This is a genomic window from Streptomyces sp. NPDC026417, assembly GCF_055567695.1.
Map to the genome: position 1 here is coordinate 258,103 of NZ_JBVHPY010000003.1, position 24,752 is coordinate 282,854.

Genomic DNA, 24,752 nt, shown 5'->3' on the forward strand with positions numbered 1-24,752 from the left:
TCCGCCATGCCCTTCGCCCCCACCCTGACGTACGCCTTCGAGATCCGGGCGCACCTGGAGGAGTCCCTGCACATCGGCCACGGCGACGGAGAGATCACCGAGTTCACCCCGATCGTCGGCGGCACCGTCGAAGGCCCCCTGCTGCGCGGGAAGGTGCTGGCCGGCGGCGGCGACTGGAGCAGCCTGCGCGGCCGGGTCTGCGAACTCGACGCGCGCTATCTGATCCAGGCCGACGACGGTGCCGTCATCGACGTCGTGAACCGCGGCTACTACCGGGAGGACGCGGACAGCCCGGACCAGGACGACGAGGGGCTGCGGGTCAGCACCGCCGGGATCTACTACCGGACGTCGCCGGTCTTCCGCACCGACGCACCGCCCCACCGCTGGCTCGCGGAGACCGTGTTCGTGGGACTCGCCAGGTCCGAGCCCGAGACGGCCGTCATCCGCATGTACGCGGTCCGGTAGCCCCCGGCCGCCACCGGTCCGGACGCCATGGGGACCGGGCCGGTGGCCGCCGCGGGCGGCCCGATCGCCGGGACCGCTGGTGCCGTGCCGGGCGTGGGGCGGACAATGCCCGCATGAATCGACTCATGGGTGAGGTCAGTGCTCCCGCACGGCTCGCGGGACCGGACGAGGGCATCAGCCAGGAGGAGCTGGCCCTCGCCGCCCGCAACCACGGCCTGCCGCTGGAGGCGCTGCGCTACGACGTCACCCCGCCGGGGCTGCACTACGTGCTGACCCACTACGACATCCCGTACGCCGAGGCCGGCACCTGGGAGCTCAGCGTCGGCGGCCGGGTCCGCCGGCCGCTCCGGCTCTCGGTGGCGGACCTGCAGGCGTTCCCCGCGGTCACCGAGAGGGTGACCATGGAGTGCGCGGGCAACGGCCGGGCCCTGCTGACGCCGAGGCCCGTGAGCCAGCCCTGGCTGGTCGAGGCGGCCGGGACCGCGGACTGGACCGGCGTGCCCCTGCGGCTCCTGCTCGCCGAGGCGGGCGTGGACCCGGCCGGCGCGGACGTGGTCTTCACCGGCGCCGACCACGGGATCGAGCGCGGGGTGGAACAGGACTACCAGCGCGCCCTGCCTCTCGACGTGGCGACCGGACGCGATCCGGAGGTGCTGGTCGCCTACGAGATGAACGGCGCGGCGCTGCCGCCCCAGCACGGCCACCCGGTGCGACTGGTGGTGCCGGGCTGGTACGGCATGGCACATGTGAAGTGGCTTCGCGACATCACCGTCACGGACACCCCGTTCACCGGCTTCCAGCAGGCGGTGGCCTACCGGCTGCGGCAGGAGGCGGGGGACGAGGGCGAGCCGGTCACCCGTATCGCTCCCCGGGCCCTGCTGATCCCTCCGGGCTTCCCGGACTTCATGTCACGGTCGCGGGTGGTCCGGCCCGGCGTGGTGCGGCTGGCGGGACGCGCGTGGTCCGGACGCGCCCCGGTGACCTCTGTGGAGGTGAGCCCGGACGAGGGGCGTTCGTGGTACGAGGCCGAGCTCGCCCCCGACTCCGGCCACCCCTGGGCCTGGCGCGGCTGGCACTTCGACTGGACGGCCGCACCGGGCCGTCATGTGCTCAGCGCCCGCGCCACCGACGCCGAGGGGCACACCCAGCCCCTGCAACAGCCCTGGAACCGGGGAGGGTTCGCGAACAATCTGGTCCAGCGTGTCCCCGTGCACTGCGCCGACGACACCGACTGAGGACGACCGCGGGAGCCGTGACGCGGCTTCAACGGCGGCGGACAGGCGGCGAGTCGACCCCAGGGGACATCGGTCCGTTCACGGCCCTATGAACCTTCGGGTCCTCTCGCTACCCTCCGCCGCATGATTCCCACGGTCGTATGGGGTACCGGCAACGTCGGCCGCGCGGCCATCCGCGCCGTCGAGGCCCACCCGGCGCTGACACTCGCGGCGGTGCTCGTCCACGACCCCGGCAAGGTCGGGCGCGACGCGGGCGAGTTGGGCGGCCTCGGTCAGCGTCTGGGCGTCGAGGCGACCGACGACATCGGCGCCGTCCTCGCCGCCGCGCCGCGCGCGGTGGTGTACGCCGCGTCCGGCGACCTCCGGCCGGACGACGCCCTCGCCGACATCACCAGGGCGATCGGGGCCGGGGCCGTGGTCGTCACTCCCGCGCTGTATCCGCTCTACGACCAGCGCAGCGCCCCGCCCGAGTTCCGTGACCCGGTGCTGGCGGCCGTCGCGCAGGGCGGCGGATCGCTGTTCGCCTCGGGGGTCGACCCCGGATGGGGCAACGATGTACTGCCCCTGCTGATCAGCGGTCTCGGGACCGTCGTCGACGCCGTGCGCTGCCAGGAGATCTTCGACTACTCCACGTACGAGCAGGAGGAGTCCGTCCGGAACCTCGTCGGCATGGGCCGGCCGATGGACTACGAACCCCTGATGCTGGCGCCCACGGTCCCCACCATGGTGTGGGGCGGCCAGATCAGGCTGATGGCCAGGGCGCTGGGCGTCGAACTGGACGACATCCGCGAGACCATGGACCGCCGCGCCCTCGACACCACGGTCGCCACCCGCACGATGGGCGTCTTCGAGGCCGGCACCCAGGGGGCGGTGCGCTTCGAGGTGCAGGGCATCGTCGGCGGTGAGCCGCGCATCGTCATCGAGCACGTCACCCGCATCCATCCGTCGTGCGCGCCGGACTGGCCGACGCCCCCCGACGGCGACGGCGCCCACCGCGTGATCATCGAGGGCCGTCCCCGGATCGAGGTCACCGTCGAGGCCACCGACGAGGGGGAGAACCGGTCCGCGGGCGGCAACGCCACCGCGGTCGGCCGCCTCGTGGGCGCCATCGACTGGCTCGTGGAGGCGGAACCGGGCCTCTACGACGCGCTCGACGTCCCGCTGCGCCCCGCAGTCGGCCGACTCGGAAGGAAATGACCATGCGGATCGACATCCCCGAGGGCCAGGAACCGATCGGCTACGTGTGGGGCGAGATGGTCCCCGGCATCGGTATGGCCGCCGCCAACTTCTCCCTCTCCGTGTACGAGCACACGACACTGGGGCTACGGGAGTTCGAGGCGGCACGACTGCGCATCGCGCAGATCAACGGCTGCCTCTTCTGCCTCGACTGGCGCACCGAGCGGGAGGGCCGGAAGGTCGAGGGGGAATTCGCCGAGGCGGTGGTCCAGTGGCGTACCACCGACGCGTTCGACGACCGCACGCGGTTGGCCGCGGAGTACGCCGAGCGGTACGCCCTGGATCACCACGGTCTCGACGACGAGTTCTGGTCGCGGATGACCGCGCAGTACAGCCAGCGGGAGATCGTGGAGTTGAGCATGAGCATCGGCTCCTGGCTGGCGTTCGGCCGGCTCAACCATGTGCTGGGCCTCGACGCCGTGTGCGTCCTGCCCACCCACTGAGCCGGACCGGTCCGGGGATCCGGCCCAGGGTCGCCGTCACAGGTCGGTGGCGACGATCTTCTCTATGTTGCGTTCGGCCAGAGCGGTGATCGTGACGAACGGATTGACGCTGGTGTTGCCGGGGATCAGCGCGCCGTCGATGACGTACAGGCCGGGATACCCGTGCAGGCGCCCGTAGTTGTCGGTGGCTTTGCCGAGCACCGCGCCGCCGAGCGGGTGGTACGTGAGGTGGTCGCCCCAGATCTTGTAGGTGCCGAAGAGGTCGGTCCGGTAGATCGTGCCTTCCTTCGCGTTGATCTTGTCGAAGATCGTCTTGGCCATGTCGATGGACGGCTGCTTCCAGGCGGTCTGCCAGTTCAGCTCGACCTTGCCCGAAGCCGCGTTGTACGTGAACTGGGCGCGGTTCGGGTTCTTGGTGATCGAGAGATAGAACGAGGCGTACGTCTCGATGCCGGTGGGCAGGGGGGCGACCTCCGCGAACGCGCCGCCGGCCGCCCAGTTGTCGATGCCGCCGCAGGGGATGCTCGACTGGAGTTTGCCGGTCGGGTCCCAGAGGTGGTTGGCGCGCCCGCACATGACGTTGCCGTTGTCGCCCCACCCCTTGCCGACCTCGCTGTTGAGGCCGGGCAGCGCCCCGGTGGCCTTCAGCCGTACCAGGAGTTTGCTGGTCCCGACGCTGCCGGCGGCGAAGAACACCCGGTCTGCGGTCACCGTCTTGGTGGCCGTGGTGCTGCCGCCGGTGTCGATCTGGTCGATGACGACCGTGTAGCCGCCGCCGGTGGCCGGGGAGACCGAAGTGACCTTGTGCAGGGCGGAGATGGTGACCCTTCCGGTGGCCCTGGCCCGGGCGAGGTAGGTCTTCTGGAGTGACTTCTTGCCGCAGTTGTTGCCGTAGAGGATCTCGCCGGCCAGTGCCGACCTGGGCACGGTGCCCGCCGCCTCCTGCTCCATGTAGCCCCAGTCGTACACGTCCGGCACGAACACGAACGGGAAGCCGCTGCGCTGTGCGTGCTTGCGGCCGACCCGGGCGTACTGGTAGCACTCGGCGGTCTCGAACCATGTCGGGTTCACGGTGGCGACCCCGAGGCCCGCATTGGCGCGCGGGTAGTAGGTGGCGTACATCTCCTCGGCGTCGACCGACGGGAGGACGGCGCCGAAGTTCTCGCGCCTGGGGGTCACCGCCATCCCGCCGTTGACCAGTGAGCCGCCGCCGACCCCGCGGCCCTGGTACACGATGATCCCGCCCATCTCCTCGGCGTCCAGGATGCCGGTGTAGCGGGGGATGTCCTTGTCGATCGGGAAGCCCAGGAAGTTGCTCAGGGGCTGCTTGGTCCTGGTGCGGAGCCAGTACGAACGCTGGTCGGGGCTGGTGGTGTTGGCGAAGATCTTGCCGTCCGGGCCGGGGGTGTCCCAGGCCATGCCCATCTCGATCATGTGGACGTCGACGCCTGCCTGGGCGAGCCGGAGTGCGGCGACGGAGCCGCCGTACCCGGTGCCGATCACGAGCGCCGGGACATGGGCTCCCGGAGCGATGGGACCGGCCGCGGCAGCCGACGGCGCCGCTACTGCCGCGGCGTGGCCGGCAACCGCCACTACGCCAAAAATAGAACCTGTTCCAGCGATGAATCTACGACGCGAAACACCCCTGGGATCGTTGTCCTGCACGGTAGTGTGGCTCATGTGAGGTTCCTCACTCTCGATGAGTGAGAACAGGTTCTACTGTTACTTGCGTGTTAAGTCACTAGATACCTCTAGGTAACTTCCATCCGGTCCGGGCGTCGCCGGGGATGGGCCGGGATGCGACCCGCCGTCAGGGCTCCGATGCTGGGAAGGCAGTGTCCCCGAGCGACGAAGGACGGCCATGGCGAAGGACAAGAAGCTTTCCAAGGGCGACGAGGTCACCTGGCGCAGCCACGGGCAGACCGTGCCCGGGAAGGTGAAGAAGAAGATCACGCGGCGCACGGAAGCGGCCGGCCGAACGGTCGACGCCTCGGCCGAGGACCCGCAGTACGAGGTGGAGAGCGACAAGTCGGGGCGGTCGGCCGTGCACAAGCCCGGGTCGCTGCACAAGAAGGGCAAGGGTGCGTGAGCGGAGCGGAGGACGGCGACCGCGACAAGGTGCTCGCGGAGTTCGACGAGGCCGTGAACATGACTCCGGGCGAGCTGGAGAAGTGGCTGGAGACCGACGAGTCCAGGAGCGTCGGGCAGAAGGACGGCGGCGAGAGTGTCGGGCACGCCTCGGGGCGCCGGATCGTCGGCCTGCTGCGGGCGAGGAAATCGGACCTGACGGACGACGACGTCGCGCACATGCGCAAGGTGGTCGGCTATGTCCACCGGCACCGCGAGCAGCGGCCGAGAGGCGAGGTCACGGACACGCCGTGGCGCTATTCCCTCATGAACTGGGGCCACGATCCCGAGAAGTGAGGGACGGCCGGTCGGAGACGGGCCAGACGTACGGCAGGTCGTCCGGGACGCCCGGGAAGCGGGGCGTGTAAAACTCCGGATCCTTGCGTACCAGAGCCGACCTGTGGCTCCGGTGGAAGTCGGGATCGCCCAGCCAGGGCGGCAGTTCGCCGTCGTCGGCGAGTCGGTCCTGTGGGCGCACGGGGAGGCCCGGACGGAGTCCGGACAGCTCGCCGACCAGGGAGGCGGCGCATGTGTCACCGCGTCCCAGGGCCGTCCACACCCCGCAGACCTCAAGGCCGTAGCGCACCAACGCCTCCTCGTAGCCGTGCCACATGCGCACCGCGGGATGGTGGCGCCACCCGTAGCCGGGCACGGTCAGCCCGCGCAGTACCTGGAGCGCCTCGACGCGCTGCTTGCCCAGCCGGCGCAGGTCGAGGACCGCGGCCGACGCGGTGAAGTCAGGGTGGGGGAGAAAGGTCTGCACGTCTCATCCGTACCGTGTGCGCGTCGCATCCACTCGGACGATCGGGTGGATGCGGCACGTGCGCCGGGCGGAGCCGTCAGGACGTCAGCCGCGCGCGGGCGGCCTCCAGGATCTCGTCGGAGAGCGGGTCGCCCTTGACGGCGCGGGCGAGCACGAGGGCGCCCACCAGGGTGCTGAGGTCGGCGAGGCCGTCGTCGTCGGCGGTCGACAGCCATGCGGCGAACCGGCGCACCCCCTCGGTGTAGGTCTCGTGCGCGGCGCCGTCCGGTGCGCTGCGGGACATGTCCGCCGCCAGGGCCGCGGTCGGGCAGCCGCCGGCCGTGTCGTCCCGGTGGCCGGGGGAGAGGTAGTAGTCGATCAGGTCGCCGCGGGCGGCCGACGGATCGCCCTCGTGGGCTCGCACGGCGTCGTGCAGCCGTTCTTCGAGGGTCGTGAAGGCGTGCGCCGTGGCCTCGTCGACCAGGGCCTCCTTCGAGGCGAACTGCTTGTAGAAGCCTCCGTGGGTGAGGCCCGACGCCTTCATGAGGTCGGCGACGCTCACGCCGTCGGTGCCCTGCTCCCGGAAGAGCCGCGAGGCGTTGGCGACGACCCGTCGGCGGTTCTCGCGCGCCTGGTCCTTCGATACGCGGCCCATGGGCCACCTCCCACGCATGGATGCTGAGTGACATCTATCTTACGGCTCTCCCTTCCGTTTTTAGATTATGAAGGTAATCTAAAAGGCGGGAGCGGCCGACCGGGCCGCCCCGTACCGTCCGAAGGGACAGCACCATGGACCTGAACAACGCCGTCGCCGTCGTCACCGGAGCCAACCGGGGCCTGGGACGCCATGTCGCGGAGCAGCTGCTCGCGCGCGGCGCCAAGGTCTACGCGGCCGCCCGCCGCCCCGAGACGGTCGACCTGCCCGGCGCGATCCCGCTGCGCCTGGACATCACCGACACCGCGTCCGTCCGGGAGGCGGCCCGCGCGGCGTCCGACGCGACCCTCCTGGTGAACAACGCCGGCATCTCCACCCAGACGCCGCTCGTCTCCGGGGACTGGGAGTCGGTGCGGCTGGAGATGGAGACCCACTACTTCGGCACCCTGCGGGCCACCCGCGCCTTCGCCCCCGTCATCGAGGCCAACGGCGGCGGTGCGATCCTCAACGTTCTCTCGGTCCTGTCGTGGCTGCACCCCGCCGGCCTCGGTGCCTACAGCGCAGGCAAGGCCGCGGCCTGGTCCCTCACCGACTCGGTACGCGAGGAGCTGGCCCCGCGCGGCATCCAGGTCACCGCACTCCACGTCGGGTACATGGACACCGACATGGCCGCGCACGTCGACCCGGCGCAGAAGACCGCTCCGGCGGCCGTCGCCGCCCAGGCACTGGACGGCGTCGAGAAGGGCGTTCCGGAGGTCCTCGCCGACGACCTGACGCGCCAGGTCAAGCAGGGGCTGGGCGTGCTCACCGGATGACCGCGCCGCACCATGATCCGCGGTCCACGGGCCCTGCCCGTCACCTGGTGAGGCAGACCCGCGCCCTCACGGGCGGCCGTCACCGTTCTGCCGGGGCACGTTGATCGCCAGAACGGCGGTGTCGTCGTCCACACCCGTACCGAAGGTGTCGAGCAGTTCGCGGATCGCCGCGACGGCGTTCGACGCCGTGGTGGGCGCGAGGGCGGCGGCGAACTCGAGGAGGGCGTCGTCGCCGTACCGGTCGCCCGCCGCGGCGGTGTGCGCCTCGGTGAGACCGTCGGTGTACAGGAGCAGCGTGTCGCCCCGGTCCAGACGCAGCGACGTGGTGCTGATGTACGCGTCGGGCAGCACACCGATCAGCTGTCCTCCCGGGGTCGGCAGGTAGTCGGTGCTGCCGTCGGCACGCATCAGCAGGGCCGGCGGGTGCCCGCCGCTCGCCAGGGTGATTCGGAAGCCGTCCTGGTCCCCGTCGGGGGTCAGCAGCCCGAGGATGACCGTGCAGAAGCGCGGGTCCGGGCCCTGGTATTCGTGGTTGAGGACGGTGTTGAGGTTGCGGAGCACCGCGGCCGGGTCCGGGTCGTAGACCGCCGCGGCACGCAGGGTGTAGCGGGCCAGGGAGGTCACGGCCGCGGCGGCGGCGCCCTTCCCGCACACGTCGCCGAGGAACAGCCCCCAGGTGCCGGAGCCGAGCGGGAACAGGTCGTAGAAGTCGCCGCCCACCTCGTCCGTGGAGGCGATGTGGTAGTACGCGGCGACGTCCAGGCCGGGCACGTCCGCCAGGGTGGGCGGCAGCAGCGTCCGCTGCAGGGTGTCGTTCAGGCGCTTGAGCCGCTCCCGCTCCCGCTCGGACTCCTGACGGGCACGCAGCAGCTCCGTCTCGTAGGCGCGACGGTCACGGGCGTCGAAGACGGTGGTGCGGATCAGCACCGGATGCCCGTCGCCGCCCGTTTTCACGGTCGAGGTCACCAGCACCGGCAGCCGGCTGCCGTCCGCGGCCTTGAGTTCCAGCGCGATGCCGCTGACCTCTCCCTGCATCCGCAGCAGCGGGGCGAAATGGGTCTCGTGGTAGAGGCGGCCGCCCACGGTGAGCAGGTCGGAGAACCGCTTGTGGCCCACCAGCTCGCGCCGGTCGTAGCCGAGCCAGTTCAGCAGGGTGCCGTTGACCTTGGCGATCTGGCCGTCCAGAAGGGTGGAGAGGTAGCCGCACGGCGCGTTCTCGTAGAGGTCCTCCGCGCTGTCCTCGAGGAGCGCGGAGAACAGAGCCCGGTCCTCGTCCCGTGCGCCTTCCCCGTCCGGGTCCCGGCCGGCCTCCTCGCACATCATCGGAGGGCGCCGGAGACGGCGGGGATCTCGGCGGCGGTGGCTCCGGGTGGTGGACGGCGGGCCCCCGCGCCCGGGGCGGACGGCCGGCGCGGGTCGAGTCCCGGCCCGGCGTCCCGCCGGGCGGCCCGGAGCCGTGCGGTGACCCGACGTCCGCCGGTTCCTCGCACGCGGTTTCCGCTCCACACGTCCATGTGGCACATCTTCGCAGACACCCCGCTGGTCCACCCGCCCCCCGCGCACCTCAGGGGGCGATCCCGACACCCTCGACCCGGCTCCAGCGCCTCTCCTGAGCGGCGGTCGTCGCGGCGACCGTCAGGCCGGCCGGCCGGCCGGGCGGCCGCCCGCGCGCCGCGGCGTCCGCCGGCCCCGGACCGTGCGGCGGGGTGTGCCGTTCTTCTCGACCTGTGCAAGGCGCGGCTCCTTGTCCCGTGGGCGCACCGTTGCGCCGCGCGCAGATGCCAGGGAGCGGCGGGACCGCACGGCCATGCTCCTGATCGTTGTGTTCCTAGTGTTCGCCGGTCGGGCACTGAAGCCGCGGATGGGGGTAGACGCTGCGAAACGGGGCTCGGCACGTGCGAAAGGATGACCATGAGCGGTTCGTCGATGAAGGCTGTGGGCTGGGCGCGTTCCATGCCCCTCTCCCGCGGCGTCAACGAGGCCCGGCAGTGGGCCCGCGAGCACCTGGACGCTCTCGGGTGGACCACGACGGCGCCCGAGACCACGGACGCCGTCCTGCTGACGGTCTCGGAGCTGGTGACCAACGCTCATGTGCACGCGCACAGCAGCGCACAGCTGTTGCTGACGTGGGACACCGAGTGCCTGCACGTGAGCGTGCACGACTCCTCCACCACGCTGCCGGAACCCCGGCCGATGAACACGGAGAGCCTGGGCGGGCGGGGCATGTTCCTGGTCGACGCCCTCGCGGACACGTGGCAGGCGCGCCGCTGCCCCAACGGCAAGACGGTCACCGCCTGTTTCCGCATTCCGGAGGCGGGAGAGCCTGCCGGGAAGACGTGACGCCGGACCGGACGGAGCGCCGGCCGGGTGGGCGTCCGGCGTGCTGACGCGGGCGTCCGGGAACCCCGGCGGCCTCGGTCCGCGGGCCATCACCCGCGCGGTCCGGGAACCGGGCCCGTCACGGATCACGGGCGCCGCCCGGCGTGGGCGATGCGGGCGAGCGCGGCCGGGCTCCTGCGTGTTCGACCGCGGCCCGCGTGCGCCGCTGTGCATGATGGGCCGGGCCGGCCGCGGCACGGGGACGTTCACCGTGACGGCAACGGGGAACTGGTTCAACCTCCGCCGGGATTCGACGGGCTCCCGCAGTGAACGGAGAAGGTGGTCTTCGTGGGGCGCAAGGACCGGATTGCCGAACCGTGGGGGACCCGCACCCCCTATGGGGCCGGCGAGACGTGGCCCGTGCGGGTGGACACCTTCCTGGCCGACGGCGTCACGGCCGACCAGGTCGACCGGTGGGTGCCCTCGGCGTCCCTCCTGCACTCCAACGGCGACGCCATGGACATCGCGGTCAAGGACGGGCGCATGGTCGGCGTCCGGGGCCGGGCGCAGGACCGCGTCAACCGCGGCCGGCTGGGCCCCAAGGACCTGTTCGGATGGCAGGCCAACGCCTCGGCCGACCGGCTGACCCGTCCGCTGATCCGTGAGGACGGCCGTCTCGTCCCGTGCGACTGGGACACCGCGATGAACCGGATCGTGGATCGCACCCGGGAGCTGCTGGACGAACAGGGGCCGAGCGCCATCGGCTTCTACACCACCGGCCAGTTGTTCGCCGAGGAGTACTACACCCTCGGGGTCGTCGCCAGGGCGGGCATCGGCACGAACCATCTGGACGGCAACACCCGGCTGTGCACGGCGACGGCCGCGGCGGCGCTGAAGGAGTCGTTCGCCTGCGACGGGCAGCCGGGCTCGTACACCGACATCGACCACGCCGACGTCATCGCCCTGTTCGGCCACAACATGGCGGAGACCCAGAGCGTCCTCTGGACGCGCATCCTGGATCGGCTCGCCGGCCCCCGGCCGCCCGCGGTGATCTGCGTCGACCCCCGGACGACACCGGTCGCCCGGGCCGCCACCGTCCATCTCGCGCCGCTCCCGGGGACCAACGTGGCCCTGATGAACGGTCTGCTGCACGAGATCATCGGCAACAACCACATCGATCACGCCTACATCGACGCGCACGTCGTCGGCTTCGAGGAACTCAGCCGGCGCGTCAAGGAGTACCCGCCCGAGCGCACCGCGGAGATCTGCGGCGTACCGGCGGCGCAGATCCGGGAGGCGGCCCGCATCCTCGGTGGTGCCCGCCGGCTGCTGTCCACCGTGCTGCAGGGGTTCTACCAGTCGCACCAGGCCACCGCCGCCGCCGTCCAGGTCAACAATCTGCACCTGGTCCGCGGCATGCTCGGCGAACCCGGCTGCGGCGTCCTGCAGATGAACGGCCAGCCCACCGCCCAGAACACCCGCGAATGCGGGGCGAACGGCGACCTGCCGGGCTTCCGCAACTGGGCCAACGACGCTCACGTCCGGGAACTCGCCCGGCTCTGGAACGTCGAGACCCTCCAGATTCCGCACTACGGGCCCCCACGCACGCCATGCAGATGATGCGGTACGTGGAGGACGGATCGATCCGCATGTTGTGGGTGAGCGGCACCAACCCCGCGGTCTCCCTGCCGGAACTGCGGCGCGTGCGCTCCCTGTTGTCCCAGGAGCGCCTCTTCCTGGTCGTGCAGGACATCTTCCTCACGGAGACCGCCCACCTGGCCGACGTGGTGCTGCCGGCCGCCACCTGGGGAGAGAAGACCGGCACGTTCACGAACGCGGACCGTACGGTTCACCTGTCGGAGAAGGCCGTCGAGCCGCCCGGCGACGCCCGGCCCGACCTGGACATCTTCCTTGACTACGCGCGGCGGCTCGAACTGTCCGACAAGGACGGCGAGCCCCTGGTGAAGTGGACCGACCCGGAGTCCGCGTTCGAGGCGTGGAAGGAGTGCAGCCGCGGAAGGCCCTGCGACTACACCGGAATCAGCTACGCCAAGCTGCGCGAACGCGGCGGCATCCAGTGGCCCTGCGACGACGGCCGACCCGAGGGAACCGAACGCCTCTACGCAGGCGGCGCGTTCATGAGCGACCCCGCGTACTGCGAGAGCTACGGCCGCGACCTGATCACCGGTGCACCCCTGGAACCCGCCGAGTACCGGGCGATGAACCCCGCGGGCAAGGCCGTCGTCAAGGCCGCCGCCTACCAGCCTCCGTACGAGAAGCCGAGCCGCGACTACCCCTTCGCCCTGACCACCGGCCGGACCCTGTTCCACTTCCACACCCGCACCAAGACCGCGCGCGTTCCCCAACTGCAGGCGGCCGCACCGGAGGTCTGGGTGGAGTGCTCCGCGCACGACGCGGCCGTGCACGAACTGGCCGAGGGGGATCTCGTGGAGGTGACCACGCCGCGGGGCAGCGTGCGGGCCAGACTCCGTGTCGCCGGCATCCGCGACGGAGTCCTCTTCCTCCCCTTCCACTACGGGTACTGGGACACCGGCACCGGCTACGGACCGGGGGACCACGGGCGCGCGGCCAACGAACTCACCCTCACCGACTGGGACCCGGTGTCCAAGCAACCTCTCTTCAAGACCGCCGCCGCGGCCCTGCGCCGGGTCGAGGCGGGGACCCGGCCCTCGCCCGCGCCGACGAACACGGCGTCCGCCCCCGTCACCCCGGGCGTGGCACCGACGAGCGGCGGACCGGACGCGCAGGCCGAGGGGGACGTGGCCCGGCCGCTGGAGGCTGATGCCCGATGAAGGTGGGTCTGCTTCTGCACGAACTGCACCGCGACGAGAACGACTTGGCCCACGAACTGCTCCGCGTGTCCGAACGGCACCGGGCCGACCACGAGGTGTACCACGTCGGCCGCGACCTCGCCCGCTGGTCGCAGGAGCACGTACGCATCCTCGCCGCTCTCGGCGAGCGCTACGACGTCACGCTCGACCCCGATCCGGTGGACGAGCTGACGAGCGCCTAGCGCCTTCGGGAGAAGGCCGGCGAACTCCTCGGCCGCCGCCCCGAGACCGGTCTGACGCTGCTGCGGGACCTGCGCGAGGTGTACCTCAAGGCGTCCGGGGTGAGCGTGGACTGGGAGATGCTGGGGCAGGCCGCCCAGGCGCTCAAGGACAGCGCGCTGCTCAAGACCGTCCAGCGCTGCCACCCCGACTGCCTGCGCCAGATCCGCTGGGCCAACGGCAGGCTGAAGGAGTCCTCTCCGCAGATCCTGCTGAGCTGAACGAACCGGAACGGACTGAGCGGAGTGGAACCGCGGCCGGTTCAGTGCGACAGGGCGAAGGAGACCAGGAACCCTGCGACGGTGATGAGGCCGATGGCCAGGTGCGCCTCCTCGAAGGCCTCGGGGATCATCGTGTCGGCGATCATGGCCAGGATGGCCCCGGCGGCCACGGCCGTCACGCCGGCCACGACCGACGAGGACATCCCGCCCACGACGGTGTAGCCGAGCACCGCCGCCACCGTGCTCGCGGCGGCGATCGCCGACCACACCCCGAAGACGTAGCCCTTCGAGCGTCCCGCCTTCTTCATGCCGGCCGAGCTGGAGAGCCCTTCGGGGACGTTGCTGATGAACACGGCCGCGACCGTGACCATGCTGACGGTGCCGCCGTCCAGCAGGCTGACGCCGATGACGGCCGACTCCGGCACACCGTCCAGCAGCGCACCCAACGCCAGGGCCGTTCCCGACCCGGCCTGTTCGGCCTCGGTGGGCTGCGCCTTCCGCCCGGCGTTGCCCGAACGCTTGCGGTGCCGGGCGCCGCGACGCGCGAGCCACATGTTCCCGCCCGTGTAGGCGAGCGCCCCGCCGAGTGCCCCGATCGCGGCGGGCGCCAGACCGGCCTGCTCGTACGCCTCGCCCATCAGTTCGTACGCCACCGCCGAGAGCAGGACGCCGGAGCCGAACGCCATCACGGAGGCGATCACCTTGGGCGGCACCCGCAGTCCGTAGCCCAACGCGGCTCCCAACAGGAGCGCCGACCCGGCCACCAGACCCCACAGACCCGCCTGCATCACTTGTGTCACGCGGGAGCGACTACCCCGGCGGGGTGCGGTTCATGGCGTGGAGCCTTCACGGACGTCCGGATGGCCGCGAGCGGACATGTGGCCCGGCAGCCGGCCCGGCTCGCCGATGCGCGCGGGCCGGCTGCGCGGGACCGTCAGGCGGTGTGGAGCGTGAGCCCGTAGCGGTTCAGGATCTCGTTGATCGGCTGGTACCAGGTCTCGCCCCCGCTGCTGCAGTTGCCCCAGCCGCCCGAGGTGACGCCCTGGGCCTGGTCCCCGCTGATGAAGGATCCGCCGGAGTCCCCGGGTTCGGCGCAGACGCTGGTCTTGGTCATCTGGTGCACGGCGCCCTGGCTGTAGTTGACCGTTTCGTTCTTGGCGAGGACGGTGCCGCAGTGCCAGTGCGACGTCGATCCCGACCGGCAGATGGAGGCGCCGACGGGAGCCTCGCCCGAGCCGCGGACGAGCTGGTCGGAGACGGTTCCCCAGCCGAGGACCACGGGCACGGTCCACCAGCCGCTGCCGACGTTGACCCAGGCGTAGTCGTTGTCGGGGAAGGAGGAGCCCTGGAAGTTGCCGATGTAGCTGCGGTCCCAGCCGCTCACGCCGGCGCCTGCCTGCCCGCAGTGTCCGGCGGTGACGAAGCCTCCGTACACGGAGAAGCCGATCGAGCAGCGGACGTTGCCCGTGTAGTACGGGTCGCCGCCCACCGTCCCCGCGGCGAAGGTCCGCGGCGACTGCCGCGTCTCGCGGACGGTCACCGGACCAGCCTCGCGGGCCCGGTCCAAGAATGTCCGGACATCGTTGTCATTCTTTTCGGAGCCGACCACGCCGACGACGACCGAGTTGCTCTTGGGGTCGACGTGCCAGCTGCCGACCCCGGCCGGCGCGTCGAGCGCGTCGAGCCGGGCCAGGGTCCTGTTCAGCTGTCGCTGACTGTGCTCGACGCGGGTCACCCGGGCGCCCGTGGCCCGCACCGCGTCCTCGCGGCTCTCGTCGGTGACGGCCACGGTGAGTTTCCCGCTCTTCGCCTCGAACCAGGAGCCTCCGTACGAGGCACCCGCGGCGCGCCGGGCGGCTCGGTCGACTCCTCGCGCCGCCGTCTCGGCCCGGAGCCGGGCGGTGGCCTCGGTCTTCGACAGGCCCAGGTCCCGTTGCATGGCGGTGATCAGGGCGGCCGAGGCCGGAGCCTCGCTGCCGGAGGTGGCAGCCGTGTCGGCCGCCGAGGCCTGGGTGGAAAGGCCCGCCGCGACAGTGCTCAGGAGCAGGGCCGCGGACAGGCAGGCGCGCAGAACTGTGGTGCGTCTCAAGGGAGTTGCCTTTCGTCGTTCCGGACGTGGGGGAGTGGAGCGGAAGGGCAGGGTGAGAGCGCTCTCAGAGACGTGCGTCAACGAGATTAGCCGTCGATCATGGGCAGGTCCATGCCAATGCAGGACTTCGTTTCACCATGCGCCCCGAGCGATCGCGGGGGTGCGGGTCGGGTGAGTCATCGGCCCGGCAGAGGCCGGGAGGGGAGCGGCGGGGCCGGCTGCGGTGGCCGCGGCGGGCTGGAGGAGAGGTCCTCGACGGCCGGCGGGCGGGGGCTCCGTGGGCAGCGGCGCGGCGGAGATGTCATGCGCAGAGGTCGTCTGGCCGTGCCGCGGTACCTGCGGCGAGTCGGGGCCGGTGCCGCGCGGAGGCCTGTCATCACGGGGAGGGCGGCGCGCGGAAAGAGCGGGGGCGGTCGGGCGCCGTTTGCTGGGTCTCACGCAAGGAGTGGGCGGGAGGCGTCCGACGGCAGGCGGACGGGCGTGGCGTGGCCGCTTCGGCCGGCCGGAAGAAGCGCATCGCGAGCCGCCAAGGCGGTGGGAGCCGAGGGCCAGAGGAGAAAGATGCGAGGCCAGGGGTGCGAGGTCAGGGGTCGGAACACGGGTTGCGGTGGAGGGCAGGCCGCGTCGACGCCCGGGTCCAGGGCAGGCACATCGGCCGAGCGGCGCCCGCCGCTCGGCCGTTCGGTCCTCGGGTCCCTTACGGCAGCAGCTTGTCCATGGCCGCCGGCCCGTCCTCGGCCAGCCTGCGCTCTGCCCAGGCCAGGTTCTTCGGGTTGACGTCCCGCCCGGCGGCGAGCACCAGGTCCTCGGCGGACACCTCACCGCCGGCGCCTGTGTGCAGGAGGGCGTCCGGGGTCGTCGTGTCGTCGGACGGACCCGGCTGAGTCTTTGACATGGTGTTTCTCCCTGGTCGACCTGATCTGTCTCACGGGTACCCCTGGCCCGCGTGAGTGCACTCCCGGTGCGCTCCTGTGCTCCGGGGGCGCCTGTGCCTGCTGGCGACGTGAATCGATGGACGTACCTCGTATTGTTCCCGTCACGGGCAATTGCTGCATTCCGGATTACGGGGGTGCGGGCCTTCCGCGGCTGCCGTCCCGGGCGGGCCCCGGCTGTGGCGGGACCCCGTTCGGCCGTACAGCAATGTCGGTTGTCCGCTTCCGAGGTGATGGTGAAGAGACCGCAACCGTGCGACTGATGGGAGCTTGTAATGCGTATCCGCCTGATGACTGCGGCAGCCCTCGCCACCGTGTCCGTCCTGGCCACCGCCGGGGCCGCCGCCGCGGACTCCGACGCCACCGGTGCAGCGGTCGGCAGCCCGGGTGTGCTGTCGGGGAATGTCATCCAGGTCCCGGTCCACATCCCGGTCAACCTGTGCGGCAACTCCGTCAACGTGGTGGGCCTGCTGAACCCCGCGTTCGGCAACAAGTGCGTGAACGACTGACCGACGGTGACCCGGGCTCCGCGGTGACGATCGCGTAGCCCGTCGATCCATCGGTTCAGAAAGGCCCGGGGCGTCGCCCCGGGCCTTTCTCCTGCGGTCCGCGCGTCAGCCGCGGTGCGCGTTCAGGGCCGCGAGGGCCCGGTCCGCGTGGACGCTCATGCGCAGTTCGCTGCGGACCACCTCCAGGACCGTGCGGTCCTGCGCGATCACGTAGGTGATCCGTTTCGTGGGGGCGATGGAGAAGCCGCGCTTGACGCCGAACCGCTCACGAACGGTTCCGTCGGCATCGGAGAGCAGCGGGAATCCGAGCGTGTGCCGGCCCGCGAATTCCTGCTGGCGGTCGACGGGGTCGCCGCTTATGCCCACCGGTCGTGCTCCGGCCGCGGCGAACTCGGCGGACAAATCCCGGAAATGGCATGCCTCGGCGGTGCAGCCGGGGGTGAGGGCGGCGGGGTAGAAGAAGAGCACGACCGGGCCGTCCTCGAGCAGCTCGGACAGGTGCCGGGGGGTACCCGTCTCGTCGGGCAGCGCGAAGTCCTCGACCTTGTCGCCCACGTCCACACGAGCAGTCATGACTAGCCTTTCCGGTTCTTGGCGACGCCGCGCGCCCACAGCACGAGCGGCACCTGGAGGGGGAGGCGGGCGAGGGCCGCGGCCTTGAGGGGGGCGGGCCGGTGGCGCCAGTCCACGGCCATCTGGATGTTGGCGGGGAACACACCGACGAAGAACGCGGCGGTGGCCAGCGCGGCGGCACGCCGGGTGCGGGGAAGTGCCACACCGGCCGCCAGCGCCAGTTCCACGACGCCGCTCGCGTACGTCCATGTGCGGGGCGCGCCCGGCAGCGCTCCGGGGATGGTCGCGTCGAAGGGCCGCGGCGCGACGAAGTGGACGACGCCGGCCGAGGCCAGAAGGCCGGCGAGCAACAGGGGTGAGCGTTCCGACTGCGGCACGGTTCCTCCTCGGGGGGCCTGCCCGCGCGATATTACTGGACAGTAAGGAGGAGTGGGCGGGCCGGTGGCAGTCCGGTACCGGGGCCTGCCGTGCAACCGGGGCGATCTCGCCGAAGGCGGACGATCACCCCGGCCCGGGCCGGCCGGCGCTCACTCGAACCGTGTGGGATCGCCCGCTCCCCGCCGTACGATCTCGGCCTCGCCGCCGGAGAAGTCGATGACGGTCGTCGGCTCGGTCCCGCAGTCCCCGGAGTCGATCACGGCGTCCACGACGTGATCGAGACGCTCCTTGATCTCCCAGCCCTGGGTGAGCGGTTCCTCCTCGTCGGGCAGCAGCAGCGTGCTGGAGAGGAGCGGTTCGCCGAGTTCGGCGAGCAGCGCCTGCGCCACGACGTGGTCGGGGATGCGGACGCCCACGGTGTGCTTCTTCGGATGGAGCAACTTCCGCGGCACTTCCTTCGTCGCGGGGAGGATGAAGGTGTAGCGGCCGGGGGTGGACGCCTTGATGGCGCGGAAGACGTCCTTGTCGACGCGGACGAACTGCCCGAGCTGAGCGAAGTTCTGGCAGACCAGGGTGAAGTGGTGGCGGTCGTCGAGGTGGCGGATCGTGCGGATCCGGTCGATGCCGTCCCGACTGCCCAGCTGGCATCCCAGCGCGAAGCAGGAGTCGGTCGGATAGACGACGAGCGCACCCGAGCGGATGCTGTCCGCCACCTGGCTGATGGTGCGCTGTTGAGGGTTCTCGGGGTGCACATCGAAGTACTTCGCCATCCGCCGAGCTTATGCTCTCGGCGGCCCCGGCCGGCGCAGCCCCGGGCCGAGTCCTGGCTCCGGCCGGTCCCCCGGAGCCATGGCACGTCCGCCGGGGCCGGCCCGTCCTCGGGGCGTCAGTCCCTCAGCCGGTCGATCTGCCTGATCTTGTTGGTCGCGTCCAGAGCGGCCACCTTGTAGGACTCGGCGAGGGTCGGGTAGTTGAAGACCGCGTCGACCAGGTAGTCGACCGTGCCGCCGCACCCCATCACGGACTGGCCGATGTGGATCAGCTCGGTGGCCCCGGTCCCGAAGCAGTGCACGCCGAGGAGCCTGCGGTCGTCGGGGGAGACCAGCAGCTTGAGCATGCCGTGCGAGTCGCCGATGATCTGGCCGCGGGCGAGTTCGCGGTAGCGGGAGATACCGACCTCGAACGGCACGCATTCCTCGGTGAGTTGGTCCTCGGTGCGGCCGATGAAACTGATCTCGGGGATCGTGTAGATCCCGATCGGCTGGAGGTCGTGCATCCGGTTCACCGGCTCGCCGCAGGCGTGGTACGCGGCTGTCCTGCCCTGCTCCATCGAGGTCGCGGCCAGCGCGGGAAAGCCGATGACGTCACCGACGGCGTAGATGTGCGGCACCTCGGTGCGGTAGTGCTCGTCGACGGTGATCCGGCCGCGCCGGTCGGCCGACAGCCCCGCTTTGTCCAGGTCGAGTTCGTCGGTGAGCCCTTGCCGTCCCGCCGAGTACATGACGGCGTCCGCAGGGATCTTCTTACCGCTCTCCAGGACGGTGAGGGTGCCGCGGGGATGCCGTTCCACCGCGGCGACGGTCTCGCCGAAGCGGAAGGTGACGGCCAGGTCGCGCAGGTGGTACTTCAGTGACTCGATGACCTCCACGTCGCAGAAGTCGAGCATCCCGGGCCGCTTCTCGACCACGGTGACCTTGCTGCCGAGGGCGGCGAACATGGAGGCGTACTCCATGCCGATCACCCCGGCGCCCACGATGACCATGGAGCGCGGCACCCGCTCCAGGTGGAGGACGTTGTCGGAATCCATGATGGTCCGCTCGTCGAACTCCACGCTGGCGGGCCGGGCGGGTCGCGTACCGGTCGCGATGATGATGTGCTCGGCGCTCAACAGCCGCTCGTGACCGTTCACTTCGCGCAGGGCGATGGTGTGGTCGTCGACGAAGCGCCCGGTGCCGCCGAACAGGGAGACGTGGTTGCGGGACAGCTGGCTCCGGATGACGTCGACCTCGCGGCCGACCACGTGCTGGGTGCGCGCGGTCAGGTCGGAGACGGTGATGTCCTCCTTGAGGCGGTAGCTCTGGCCGTACAGATCGCGCTGGGTGAGGCCGGTGAGGTAGAGCACCGCTTCACGCAGTGTTTTGGAGGGGATCGTCCCGGTGTGTATGGAGACCCCGCCGACCATGTCGGGGCGGTCGATGACGGCGACTCGGCGGCCGAGTTTGGCTGCGGCGATGGCAGCCTTCTGGCCGCCGGGGCCGGATCCGATGACAAGCATGTCGAAGTCGGGCACCCTCCGGAGTCTGACAGGCGGACGACCCGTCCCGGAAGAGCGGACGACCGACCATCACCGGAAGGTGCCGAACCGGGGCCGCCCTGCTGCCGGTTCGGGGTCGCCGCGGGGACCGGCGGGCGACGCGGAGCGCTCTCCGTCGCCGGGCGGCGCGAGCGCGTACGGTGTGGAACGGGTGGGCCCGCGCGAGCGCGTACGTCGTGCGGCTTGTGGGTCACGCGGGCGCGTACAACGTGCGGCCGCTGGATTGGGCGCGTGCCGACGCGGACGGGGTGGGCCACACGCGTACGGCAGCGTGAAGGCGTACGCGCGTGGAGCTGGTGGGCGATGCGAGTGGGCTGGTGGGCCCCTGCGTGTGACGTGCGTGTGCGGCAGCGCGGGGTGCGTCCGGTACGGCCCGGGCAGTGCCCGCGGGTGCGGCGGCGCGGTGTCCGGAGCGGGCGGACCATGGTGCAGGGCGACGGCGTCCGGCCGCGAGCCCGCGCGCGGTGGCGGCCCCGGGCCCGACCCGTGTGACCGAGCACGATGCGGACCGGGTGGACCATGGCGGATGCGGCCGGCGCCCGTGTGTCACACATCTCCCGTGGTGGGGCGCTCCCCGGGTGCCCATGATCGATCATGTTGGCGTAGGGTCCTCGATTGGTCGGCCCCAGCTCGGCGGTCGGCCCTGTCATGCAGCCGACCCTCAGGAGTGCAGTCCCGTGCCCGCTCTTCCCACCGCACCGGCGCCGATCTACGACCGCCTCGTCGACGAGCAGGGCGACGTCCTCGCGAGCGTTCGGCAGGCCGCGCACGAAACCGAGCGAACCGCTGAGAACGTGCTGGACTTCGGCGTTCTCGAGCCGGGCGGGCAGCTGCCCGGCGCCTGAGTCCGCGTCGGCGGCAGGCAGTGCGCGATCCGCACGCCCGAGCCGTCCGCAGGGCCGGTCGACGACCTCACCGGGCCCTTGGTCCGCCTGCGCCACCGCCGATCGAGCGGCGTCAGGCGGCCTCGCCGAACTCCTTCGGCCCTTCCTCCCCGGCTCCCCGTCCGGCCGCCGACTTCTCCACCATGCGCAGGACCGCCCAGGCGAGGGCCCAGGCCGGCGTGAGACACCACGGCGCCCGCCAGGCGAACCCCCACCAACCGGCCGTCGGTCGCACAAGCGCTTCGATTGCCGCGGCGGCCATCGCCAGGGCCAGCGTCCAGCACAGGAGCCTGCCCGCCCACCGCACGGCTGCGGAGAGCACAGCGGGTGCCGCTCCGGCCAAGGGTGCACGCTCGCGCCGTCCACCGGTGAGGCTCCTCACGTGCATCCTCCTCAAGCCGTGGCCCGTCCGTGGCCTCGGACTGCGCCCGCCGATCGACGTAAGTGTGCAGGGAGCGATACGGGGGCGCAGGACGAGTGCAAGTGCGCCTATGCGGCACGGTCACCACGCAGACACGGACTTCAGGGATCAAATCGGTCAGCACATCGGGCACTTCATCTCAAAGGGGACTGAATTGCGGGTCTGCACCTGACGCGAAAGTGGCGCCTCTGTCCAGTTGGGATCAGCGGCAGCCCGTTGATGGCGGCGTCTGATCGGGCTCGTCGTCCCCGGAATCGATCGCGCCCGCTCGACAGGGGTGCCGACGACGCCTGAGTGTGATGGTCGGCCGGTCCGAACGGGAGTCGGGCGTACGGTCCGGCCTCACTCGGTGCCGGGATCACCGACCCAGGGCGATCCGGACCGCTTCGGCCGGCGTGGAGGCCTCGGTCGGCAAGGGTGATGGCGAAGGGGCTGACGTTTGCCCCGAGAGGTGCCGGCCCGCGAGAACGGCGACGCGTTTGCCCGCCCGGAGCGCGAGGGCGACCTCGCTGAGGGTGCCCCAGCCGCCTCCGACGGCGATGAGGCCGTCGCAGGCGTTGACCAGGACGCCGTTGCGCAGCTCGCCGAGCCCGGTGGCCACGGCGACGGTCAGGTGCCTGTTGCCGACGGCGCGATCGAGGCCGGGCAGCAACCCCACGACGGTTCCGCCCACTGCCGCGGCACCCTCGGCGCAGGCTTCCATGACTCCGCCCAGGCCGCCGCAGAGTACGACCGCGCCCCGCCGTCCCAGCACGGTGCCGACTTCCCGGGCAAGTGCCGTCTCCTGGGGGCCTGACTCGCCGGGCCCGGCCACGGCGATGTAGGGGGGTTTTCGGTCGGTCGCGTCCATTGCCAAGGCCTCCAGGAGCGGATCCGGTCGAACAGGACGGCGGGCATGCGGCGGGGCGGGTCACTTCCCCGGCTCATGCCTACCCGCTCGCCGCATGGAGCGCGAAGCACGGGCTCGTCGACACGGAGAAGGTGGTCCTGTCCTCCATGCTCGGCGAGGCGCCGTGGGGGCGCACGACGGTCGTCGACAAGCCGGCCGTGGAGGTGGTCGCGGAGCCCAAGGCGAGTGGAAGTGGCGACATCCTGGTGCTCTTCAGTGCGAGCGTCATCAAGGCGCTGCCGGCGGCCGACCAGGTCGACAGGCTCGCCCTCACGGTCTTCCCGGTCTTCCCGGGCGACGGTCCGCGCCTCTTCGACGACGGGCTGCCCGAAGGGCAGTGGAGGCCGGCCGGCGGGTGAGCACGGCACCTTGGCGCTGGTCTTCGACCGGATCCGTTGAACCGGGAGGCTCCGCGCGGTGCCGGAGAGCGGTGAGCAAGGACCGGACCTTCCCGCTCGTGGTGCGCGCCGCCGCGGACCGGATGACGGCCGAGCGGCAGCGCGAGAACGAGGCGGCCGCGCCGGGCGCCCGCCGAGCTCTCCGCACGGCGAGGGCAACGGGCCGGGGTCGTCCTCGCGGAGGGAGGCGAGGGCGGCGTGCCCCGACACGAGGTCGGGACACGCCGCCCTGATGTCCGTGGATGCCGTGGGACTCGACGGACCGGTGCCGCTCATTCCGCCGAGGCCTCGGTGGGGCGAGGCGGGAAGGCGCCGCTGCGGGCCGGACGGTGGCGCTGTGGCGGTCGGAGTCGCAGCCGGGGGCTCAGGGTCAGGGCTCGCATGCGGGTCAGCCGCTGTGCGTGAGCGATCCTGCGACGTCCGGTCGTGAAGATGAAGGCCGACGCGTCCGTGTGGGGGAGGGCCGTGCACGTCTGCTTCTCGAATCGGCGGCGTGTGGGCGTCGCCGAGAGCGGCAGGGGCACAGACCGTCGGTGAGGACGGCGGGGGTTGCCGGCCCGCTCGTGGTCCTGGTGAGGACTCTGGCGGTGGCGCAGCCGAGCGGCGGGGGGCCGGAGCGGTGCCGTCGGGCACCAGCCGGGCGCTCGCGTGGGGAGTTGGCCGCTTCTCATCCGGCACCGCGGGAGGGCAGGCGCCGAACGGAGGGGGCGGCGGCCCCGGTTACTGCGTCGTGCGGGTGACGATCCGGGTGGTGAAGACGGTGCGGTCGTTCTGCCGTCCCGTGACGTCCACGGTCGGGTCGTCCGCGGTGCCGGTCTGGAGCTCGGTCTCGATCATGAGGGGCGCGCGGAGTTCGGCGTAGTGGTGGAACCGGGTGACGAGCGTGGTCGTCCGCGGGTTGGCGGGGATCTGGTGGGCGTGGCCGGCCTGCCGTGCGGCCTCGATGAGGACCATGCCGGGGTAGTGGTCGCCGCCGTGGTCGAAGAGGATCGGGTGACGGGGGTCGGGGTTGAGGAGCCAGCGATGCGCCTGCCCGGTGGGGGAGAGGACGACGTCGAAGGGGTTGATCTTGCCGACCGAGGCGGGCAGGGCCAGCGGATCGGCGTGGGGGCGGCTGAAGGGGTCAGCCGGGAGAGAGGGGACGTCCAGGGCGCCGCTGCCGCTGCCGCGGAGTCTGTGATAGGTGGCGGGGGTGAGGCAGGTGAACCGCCCACCACCGGCGGCGTAGGGACGGTCGTCGTCGCCCACGACGGTGATGTGCATACGGAACTCCGCCAGGCGTTTGCCCTTGCGGACCACGTCGGTGCATCTGGCGCGCAGGGTGAGGTCGGTCGGGAGCGAGCCGATGGCCATCTGCTCCGGGTGCGTGGTGACCGTGAGGTCGTGCAGGAGGAAGTGGTGCCCGAGGGGGACGCCGAGTTCGGCGTGGGCGAGGTAGAGACCGGTCTGGCGAATGGTTTCTGCGGCTTGGAGTGAGTCGTGGTGGGCGCCGTCGGCGGTGGTGAAGAACGTATGGGCCCGGGGCCATTGGCCGGACAGGGTGTAGTTGGTGTCGTCGTGCTTGCGGCAGTCGGTCAGGAAGACCTCGGCGTGGCTCGCCCGGTGGACGTACTCACGGGGGACGGTGGTGGTGAGCCCGCTCGACCCCAGCGGTTCCGTCCGTCCGGAGGGGATGATCGGCAGGGGTCCCGTCGCCTGCGCCGGTATGGAGGGCCCGCCGGGCGCGGTGGTCTGGTGTGCCGTTTCAAGGGTCAGAAGTGTCATCTCGTGCCGCCTCTTTCCGCGTCTACGCAGGAGTGGATGGGGACGGTGCTGAGGTGCAGGATCGATAAGATACGGACCCACCGGTTTTATTTTCAAGGCATTTCGCGGAATCGGGCGGGGCGAGAATCGGACGGGCGGCCACCGGTTTAAGTGGCGTCCTGCCTTCCGCTATGGGCGCGGCGGGCTCCCCGCAAGCAGGGACGGTGTGGCCGGGACATGGTCCAGCCTGCTCTCTTGTAAAAACCAGACGCGCGGTTTTGTTCTCGCGGTCA

At 71.3% G+C, this 24,752-nt stretch carries 27 protein-coding genes and 1 pseudogene; 14 read left to right on the forward strand and 14 right to left on the reverse strand.

Annotation, left to right across the window (positions count from 1 at the left end; genetic code table 11):
• The first annotated feature begins 6 nt into the window (after positions 1 to 6).
• The 4 genes from ACZ4NT_RS06330 to ACZ4NT_RS06345 all read left to right on the forward strand — a co-directional run bounded on the left by ACZ4NT_RS06330 (position 7) and on the right by ACZ4NT_RS06345 (position 3,379).
• Positions 7 to 465: a DUF3237 domain-containing protein gene (locus ACZ4NT_RS06330; RefSeq protein WP_467723848.1), complete on the forward strand. Its 459-nt coding sequence runs from the start codon at positions 7 to 9 to the stop codon at positions 463 to 465.
• 113 nt (positions 466 to 578) lie between these two features.
• Positions 579 to 1,700, forward strand: coding sequence for a sulfite oxidase (locus ACZ4NT_RS06335; protein ID WP_121408051.1), 1,122 nt, complete (start codon positions 579 to 581; stop codon positions 1,698 to 1,700).
• A 123-nt stretch (positions 1,701 to 1,823) separates the two neighbouring features.
• Positions 1,824 to 2,897: an NAD(P)H-dependent amine dehydrogenase family protein gene (locus tag ACZ4NT_RS06340; RefSeq protein WP_467723850.1), complete on the forward strand. Its 1,074-nt coding sequence runs from the start codon at positions 1,824 to 1,826 to the stop codon at positions 2,895 to 2,897.
• A 2-nt stretch (positions 2,898 to 2,899) separates the two neighbouring features.
• Positions 2,900 to 3,379, forward strand: coding sequence for a carboxymuconolactone decarboxylase family protein (locus ACZ4NT_RS06345; protein ID WP_467723852.1), 480 nt, complete (start codon positions 2,900 to 2,902; stop codon positions 3,377 to 3,379).
• A 36-nt stretch (positions 3,380 to 3,415) separates the two neighbouring features.
• Here ACZ4NT_RS06345 and ACZ4NT_RS06350 read toward each other — a convergent pair whose 3' ends face one another.
• Positions 3,416 to 5,059: a GMC oxidoreductase gene (locus ACZ4NT_RS06350; RefSeq protein WP_467723853.1), complete on the reverse strand. Its 1,644-nt coding sequence runs from the start codon at positions 5,057 to 5,059 to the stop codon at positions 3,416 to 3,418.
• A gap of 181 nt (positions 5,060 to 5,240) precedes the next feature.
• On the opposite strand from ACZ4NT_RS06350, the gene ACZ4NT_RS06355 reads away from it, so the two are divergent.
• Positions 5,241 to 5,468, forward strand: a complete 228-nt coding sequence (locus ACZ4NT_RS06355) for a hypervirulence associated TUDOR domain-containing protein (RefSeq protein ID WP_467723855.1) — start codon at positions 5,241 to 5,243, stop codon at positions 5,466 to 5,468.
• Positions 5,469 to 5,527: 59 nt separating this feature from the next.
• Positions 5,528 to 5,803, forward strand: coding sequence for a DUF3140 domain-containing protein (locus ACZ4NT_RS06360; RefSeq protein WP_467724160.1), 276 nt, complete (start codon positions 5,528 to 5,530; stop codon positions 5,801 to 5,803).
• Here ACZ4NT_RS06360 and ACZ4NT_RS06365 read toward each other — a convergent pair.
• Positions 5,772 to 6,269: an MSMEG_6728 family protein gene (locus tag ACZ4NT_RS06365; RefSeq protein WP_467723857.1), complete on the reverse strand. Its 498-nt coding sequence runs from the start codon at positions 6,267 to 6,269 to the stop codon at positions 5,772 to 5,774. The genes ACZ4NT_RS06360 and ACZ4NT_RS06365 overlap by 32 nt on opposite strands.
• A 76-nt stretch (positions 6,270 to 6,345) precedes the next feature.
• Positions 6,346 to 6,903: a TetR/AcrR family transcriptional regulator gene (locus ACZ4NT_RS06370; RefSeq protein WP_121408044.1), complete on the reverse strand. Its 558-nt coding sequence runs from the start codon at positions 6,901 to 6,903 to the stop codon at positions 6,346 to 6,348.
• A gap of 134 nt (positions 6,904 to 7,037) precedes the next feature.
• Between ACZ4NT_RS06370 and ACZ4NT_RS06375 the strand changes: the two genes are divergently transcribed.
• Positions 7,038 to 7,718, forward strand: a complete 681-nt coding sequence (locus ACZ4NT_RS06375; RefSeq protein ID WP_467723859.1) for an SDR family oxidoreductase — start codon at positions 7,038 to 7,040, stop codon at positions 7,716 to 7,718.
• Between the two features lie 66 nt (positions 7,719 to 7,784).
• Here ACZ4NT_RS06375 and ACZ4NT_RS06380 read toward each other — a convergent pair whose 3' ends face one another.
• Positions 7,785 to 9,038, reverse strand: coding sequence for a PP2C family protein-serine/threonine phosphatase (locus tag ACZ4NT_RS06380; protein WP_467724161.1), 1,254 nt, complete (start codon positions 9,036 to 9,038; stop codon positions 7,785 to 7,787).
• 591 nt (positions 9,039 to 9,629) lie between these two features.
• Here ACZ4NT_RS06380 and ACZ4NT_RS06385 point away from each other — a divergent pair.
• The 4 genes and pseudogenes from ACZ4NT_RS06385 to ACZ4NT_RS06400 all read left to right on the forward strand — a co-directional run bounded on the left by ACZ4NT_RS06385 (position 9,630) and on the right by ACZ4NT_RS06400 (position 13,329).
• Positions 9,630 to 10,058 (forward strand): ATP-binding protein, encoded by a 429-nt coding sequence (locus ACZ4NT_RS06385; protein WP_121408041.1) that lies wholly within the window; start codon positions 9,630 to 9,632, stop codon positions 10,056 to 10,058.
• 327 nt (positions 10,059 to 10,385) lie between these two features.
• Positions 10,386 to 12,850, forward strand: a pseudogene (locus ACZ4NT_RS06390) (molybdopterin oxidoreductase family protein).
• A complete protein-coding gene (locus ACZ4NT_RS06395) occupies positions 12,847 to 13,071 on the forward strand; it encodes a hypothetical protein (RefSeq protein WP_467723860.1) in 225 nt (74 codons plus the stop codon). The pseudogene ACZ4NT_RS06390 and the gene ACZ4NT_RS06395 overlap by 4 nt, the downstream one beginning before the upstream one ends.
• Before the next feature lie 99 nt (positions 13,072 to 13,170).
• Entirely contained in the window at positions 13,171 to 13,329 is a 159-nt protein-coding gene (locus ACZ4NT_RS06400) for a hypothetical protein (protein ID WP_467723862.1), read from the forward strand.
• 41 nt (positions 13,330 to 13,370) lie between these two features.
• Here ACZ4NT_RS06400 and ACZ4NT_RS06405 read toward each other — a convergent pair whose 3' ends face one another.
• The 3 genes from ACZ4NT_RS06405 to ACZ4NT_RS06415 form a co-directional block, all read right to left on the reverse strand.
• Positions 13,371 to 14,129, reverse strand: coding sequence for a ZIP family zinc transporter (locus tag ACZ4NT_RS06405; RefSeq protein WP_121408039.1), 759 nt, complete (start codon positions 14,127 to 14,129; stop codon positions 13,371 to 13,373).
• A 134-nt stretch (positions 14,130 to 14,263) separates the two neighbouring features.
• The gene (locus ACZ4NT_RS06410; protein ID WP_467723864.1) at positions 14,264 to 15,418 is read right to left on the reverse strand and encodes a S1 family peptidase; all 1,155 of its coding nucleotides are present in this window, start codon (positions 15,416 to 15,418) and stop codon (positions 14,264 to 14,266) included.
• Positions 15,419 to 16,115: 697 nt separating this feature from the next.
• Positions 16,116 to 16,313, reverse strand: a complete 198-nt coding sequence (locus tag ACZ4NT_RS06415; protein ID WP_121408037.1) for a hypothetical protein — start codon at positions 16,311 to 16,313, stop codon at positions 16,116 to 16,118.
• Between the two features lie 312 nt (positions 16,314 to 16,625).
• On the opposite strand from ACZ4NT_RS06415, the gene ACZ4NT_RS06420 reads away from it, so the two are divergent.
• Positions 16,626 to 16,859, forward strand: a complete 234-nt coding sequence (locus ACZ4NT_RS06420; RefSeq protein ID WP_121408036.1) for a chaplin — start codon at positions 16,626 to 16,628, stop codon at positions 16,857 to 16,859.
• A 105-nt stretch (positions 16,860 to 16,964) separates the two neighbouring features.
• On the opposite strand, the gene ACZ4NT_RS06425 is transcribed toward ACZ4NT_RS06420, so the two are convergent.
• From ACZ4NT_RS06425 to sthA, 4 genes are all read right to left on the reverse strand, one after another.
• Positions 16,965 to 17,432, reverse strand: a complete 468-nt coding sequence (locus tag ACZ4NT_RS06425; protein WP_121408035.1) for a peroxiredoxin — start codon at positions 17,430 to 17,432, stop codon at positions 16,965 to 16,967.
• Positions 17,433 to 17,434: 2 nt separating this feature from the next.
• Entirely contained in the window at positions 17,435 to 17,809 is a 375-nt protein-coding gene (locus ACZ4NT_RS06430) for a DoxX family protein (protein WP_121408034.1), read from the reverse strand.
• A 150-nt stretch (positions 17,810 to 17,959) separates the two neighbouring features.
• Positions 17,960 to 18,580 (reverse strand): L-threonylcarbamoyladenylate synthase, encoded by a 621-nt coding sequence (locus ACZ4NT_RS06435; protein WP_121408033.1) that lies wholly within the window; start codon positions 18,578 to 18,580, stop codon positions 17,960 to 17,962.
• Between the two features lie 116 nt (positions 18,581 to 18,696).
• Positions 18,697 to 20,100: a Si-specific NAD(P)(+) transhydrogenase gene (sthA, locus tag ACZ4NT_RS06440; protein ID WP_121408032.1), complete on the reverse strand. Its 1,404-nt coding sequence runs from the start codon at positions 20,098 to 20,100 to the stop codon at positions 18,697 to 18,699.
• 701 nt (positions 20,101 to 20,801) lie between these two features.
• Between sthA and ACZ4NT_RS06445 the strand changes: the two genes are divergently transcribed.
• The gene (locus ACZ4NT_RS06445) at positions 20,802 to 20,969 is read left to right on the forward strand and encodes a hypothetical protein (RefSeq protein ID WP_183117159.1); all 168 of its coding nucleotides are present in this window, start codon (positions 20,802 to 20,804) and stop codon (positions 20,967 to 20,969) included.
• A 112-nt stretch (positions 20,970 to 21,081) separates the two neighbouring features.
• On the opposite strand, the gene ACZ4NT_RS06450 is transcribed toward ACZ4NT_RS06445, so the two are convergent.
• Positions 21,082 to 21,351: a hypothetical protein gene (locus ACZ4NT_RS06450; RefSeq protein WP_467723868.1), complete on the reverse strand. Its 270-nt coding sequence runs from the start codon at positions 21,349 to 21,351 to the stop codon at positions 21,082 to 21,084.
• A 436-nt stretch (positions 21,352 to 21,787) separates the two neighbouring features.
• Entirely contained in the window at positions 21,788 to 22,279 is a 492-nt protein-coding gene (locus tag ACZ4NT_RS06455) for a TIGR00725 family protein (protein ID WP_121408030.1), read from the reverse strand.
• Here ACZ4NT_RS06455 and ACZ4NT_RS06460 point away from each other — a divergent pair.
• Entirely contained in the window at positions 22,279 to 22,677 is a 399-nt protein-coding gene (locus ACZ4NT_RS06460) for a dihydrofolate reductase family protein (protein ID WP_467723871.1), read from the forward strand. The two genes, ACZ4NT_RS06455 and ACZ4NT_RS06460, sit on opposite strands and share 1 nt — an antisense overlap.
• Before the next feature lie 759 nt (positions 22,678 to 23,436).
• Here ACZ4NT_RS06460 and ACZ4NT_RS06465 read toward each other — a convergent pair.
• A complete protein-coding gene (locus ACZ4NT_RS06465; protein ID WP_467723873.1) occupies positions 23,437 to 24,480 on the reverse strand; it encodes a ScbA/BarX family gamma-butyrolactone biosynthesis protein in 1,044 nt (347 codons plus the stop codon).
• Positions 24,481 to 24,752: the final 272 nt, after the last annotated feature.

Coding starts and splice junctions, on each gene's coding strand:
- ACZ4NT_RS06330 (WP_467723848.1), top strand. CDS start 7: ATGCCCTTCGCCCCCACCCTGACGTACGCCTTCGAGATCCGGGCGCAC.
- ACZ4NT_RS06335 (WP_121408051.1), top strand. CDS start 579: ATGAATCGACTCATGGGTGAGGTCAGTGCTCCCGCACGGCTCGCGGGA.
- ACZ4NT_RS06340 (WP_467723850.1), top strand. CDS start 1,824: ATGATTCCCACGGTCGTATGGGGTACCGGCAACGTCGGCCGCGCGGCC.
- ACZ4NT_RS06345 (WP_467723852.1), top strand. CDS start 2,900: ATGCGGATCGACATCCCCGAGGGCCAGGAACCGATCGGCTACGTGTGG.
- ACZ4NT_RS06350 (WP_467723853.1), bottom strand. CDS start 5,059: ATGAGCCACACTACCGTGCAGGACAACGATCCCAGGGGTGTTTCGCGT.
- ACZ4NT_RS06355 (WP_467723855.1), top strand. CDS start 5,241: ATGGCGAAGGACAAGAAGCTTTCCAAGGGCGACGAGGTCACCTGGCGC.
- ACZ4NT_RS06360 (WP_467724160.1), top strand. CDS start 5,528: ATGACTCCGGGCGAGCTGGAGAAGTGGCTGGAGACCGACGAGTCCAGG.
- ACZ4NT_RS06370 (WP_121408044.1), bottom strand. CDS start 6,903: ATGGGCCGCGTATCGAAGGACCAGGCGCGCGAGAACCGCCGACGGGTC.
- ACZ4NT_RS06375 (WP_467723859.1), top strand. CDS start 7,038: ATGGACCTGAACAACGCCGTCGCCGTCGTCACCGGAGCCAACCGGGGC.
- ACZ4NT_RS06380 (WP_467724161.1), bottom strand. CDS start 9,038: ATGTGCGAGGAGGCCGGCCGGGACCCGGACGGGGAAGGCGCACGGGAC.
- ACZ4NT_RS06385 (WP_121408041.1), top strand. CDS start 9,630: ATGAGCGGTTCGTCGATGAAGGCTGTGGGCTGGGCGCGTTCCATGCCC.
- ACZ4NT_RS06395 (WP_467723860.1), top strand. CDS start 12,847: ATGAAGGTGGGTCTGCTTCTGCACGAACTGCACCGCGACGAGAACGAC.
- ACZ4NT_RS06415 (WP_121408037.1), bottom strand. CDS start 16,313: ATGTCAAAGACTCAGCCGGGTCCGTCCGACGACACGACGACCCCGGAC.
- ACZ4NT_RS06420 (WP_121408036.1), top strand. CDS start 16,626: ATGCGTATCCGCCTGATGACTGCGGCAGCCCTCGCCACCGTGTCCGTC.
- ACZ4NT_RS06425 (WP_121408035.1), bottom strand. CDS start 17,432: ATGACTGCTCGTGTGGACGTGGGCGACAAGGTCGAGGACTTCGCGCTG.
- ACZ4NT_RS06435 (WP_121408033.1), bottom strand. CDS start 18,580: ATGGCGAAGTACTTCGATGTGCACCCCGAGAACCCTCAACAGCGCACC.
- ACZ4NT_RS06455 (WP_121408030.1), bottom strand. CDS start 22,279: ATGGACGCGACCGACCGAAAACCCCCCTACATCGCCGTGGCCGGGCCC.
- ACZ4NT_RS06465 (WP_467723873.1), bottom strand. CDS start 24,480: ATGACACTTCTGACCCTTGAAACGGCACACCAGACCACCGCGCCCGGC.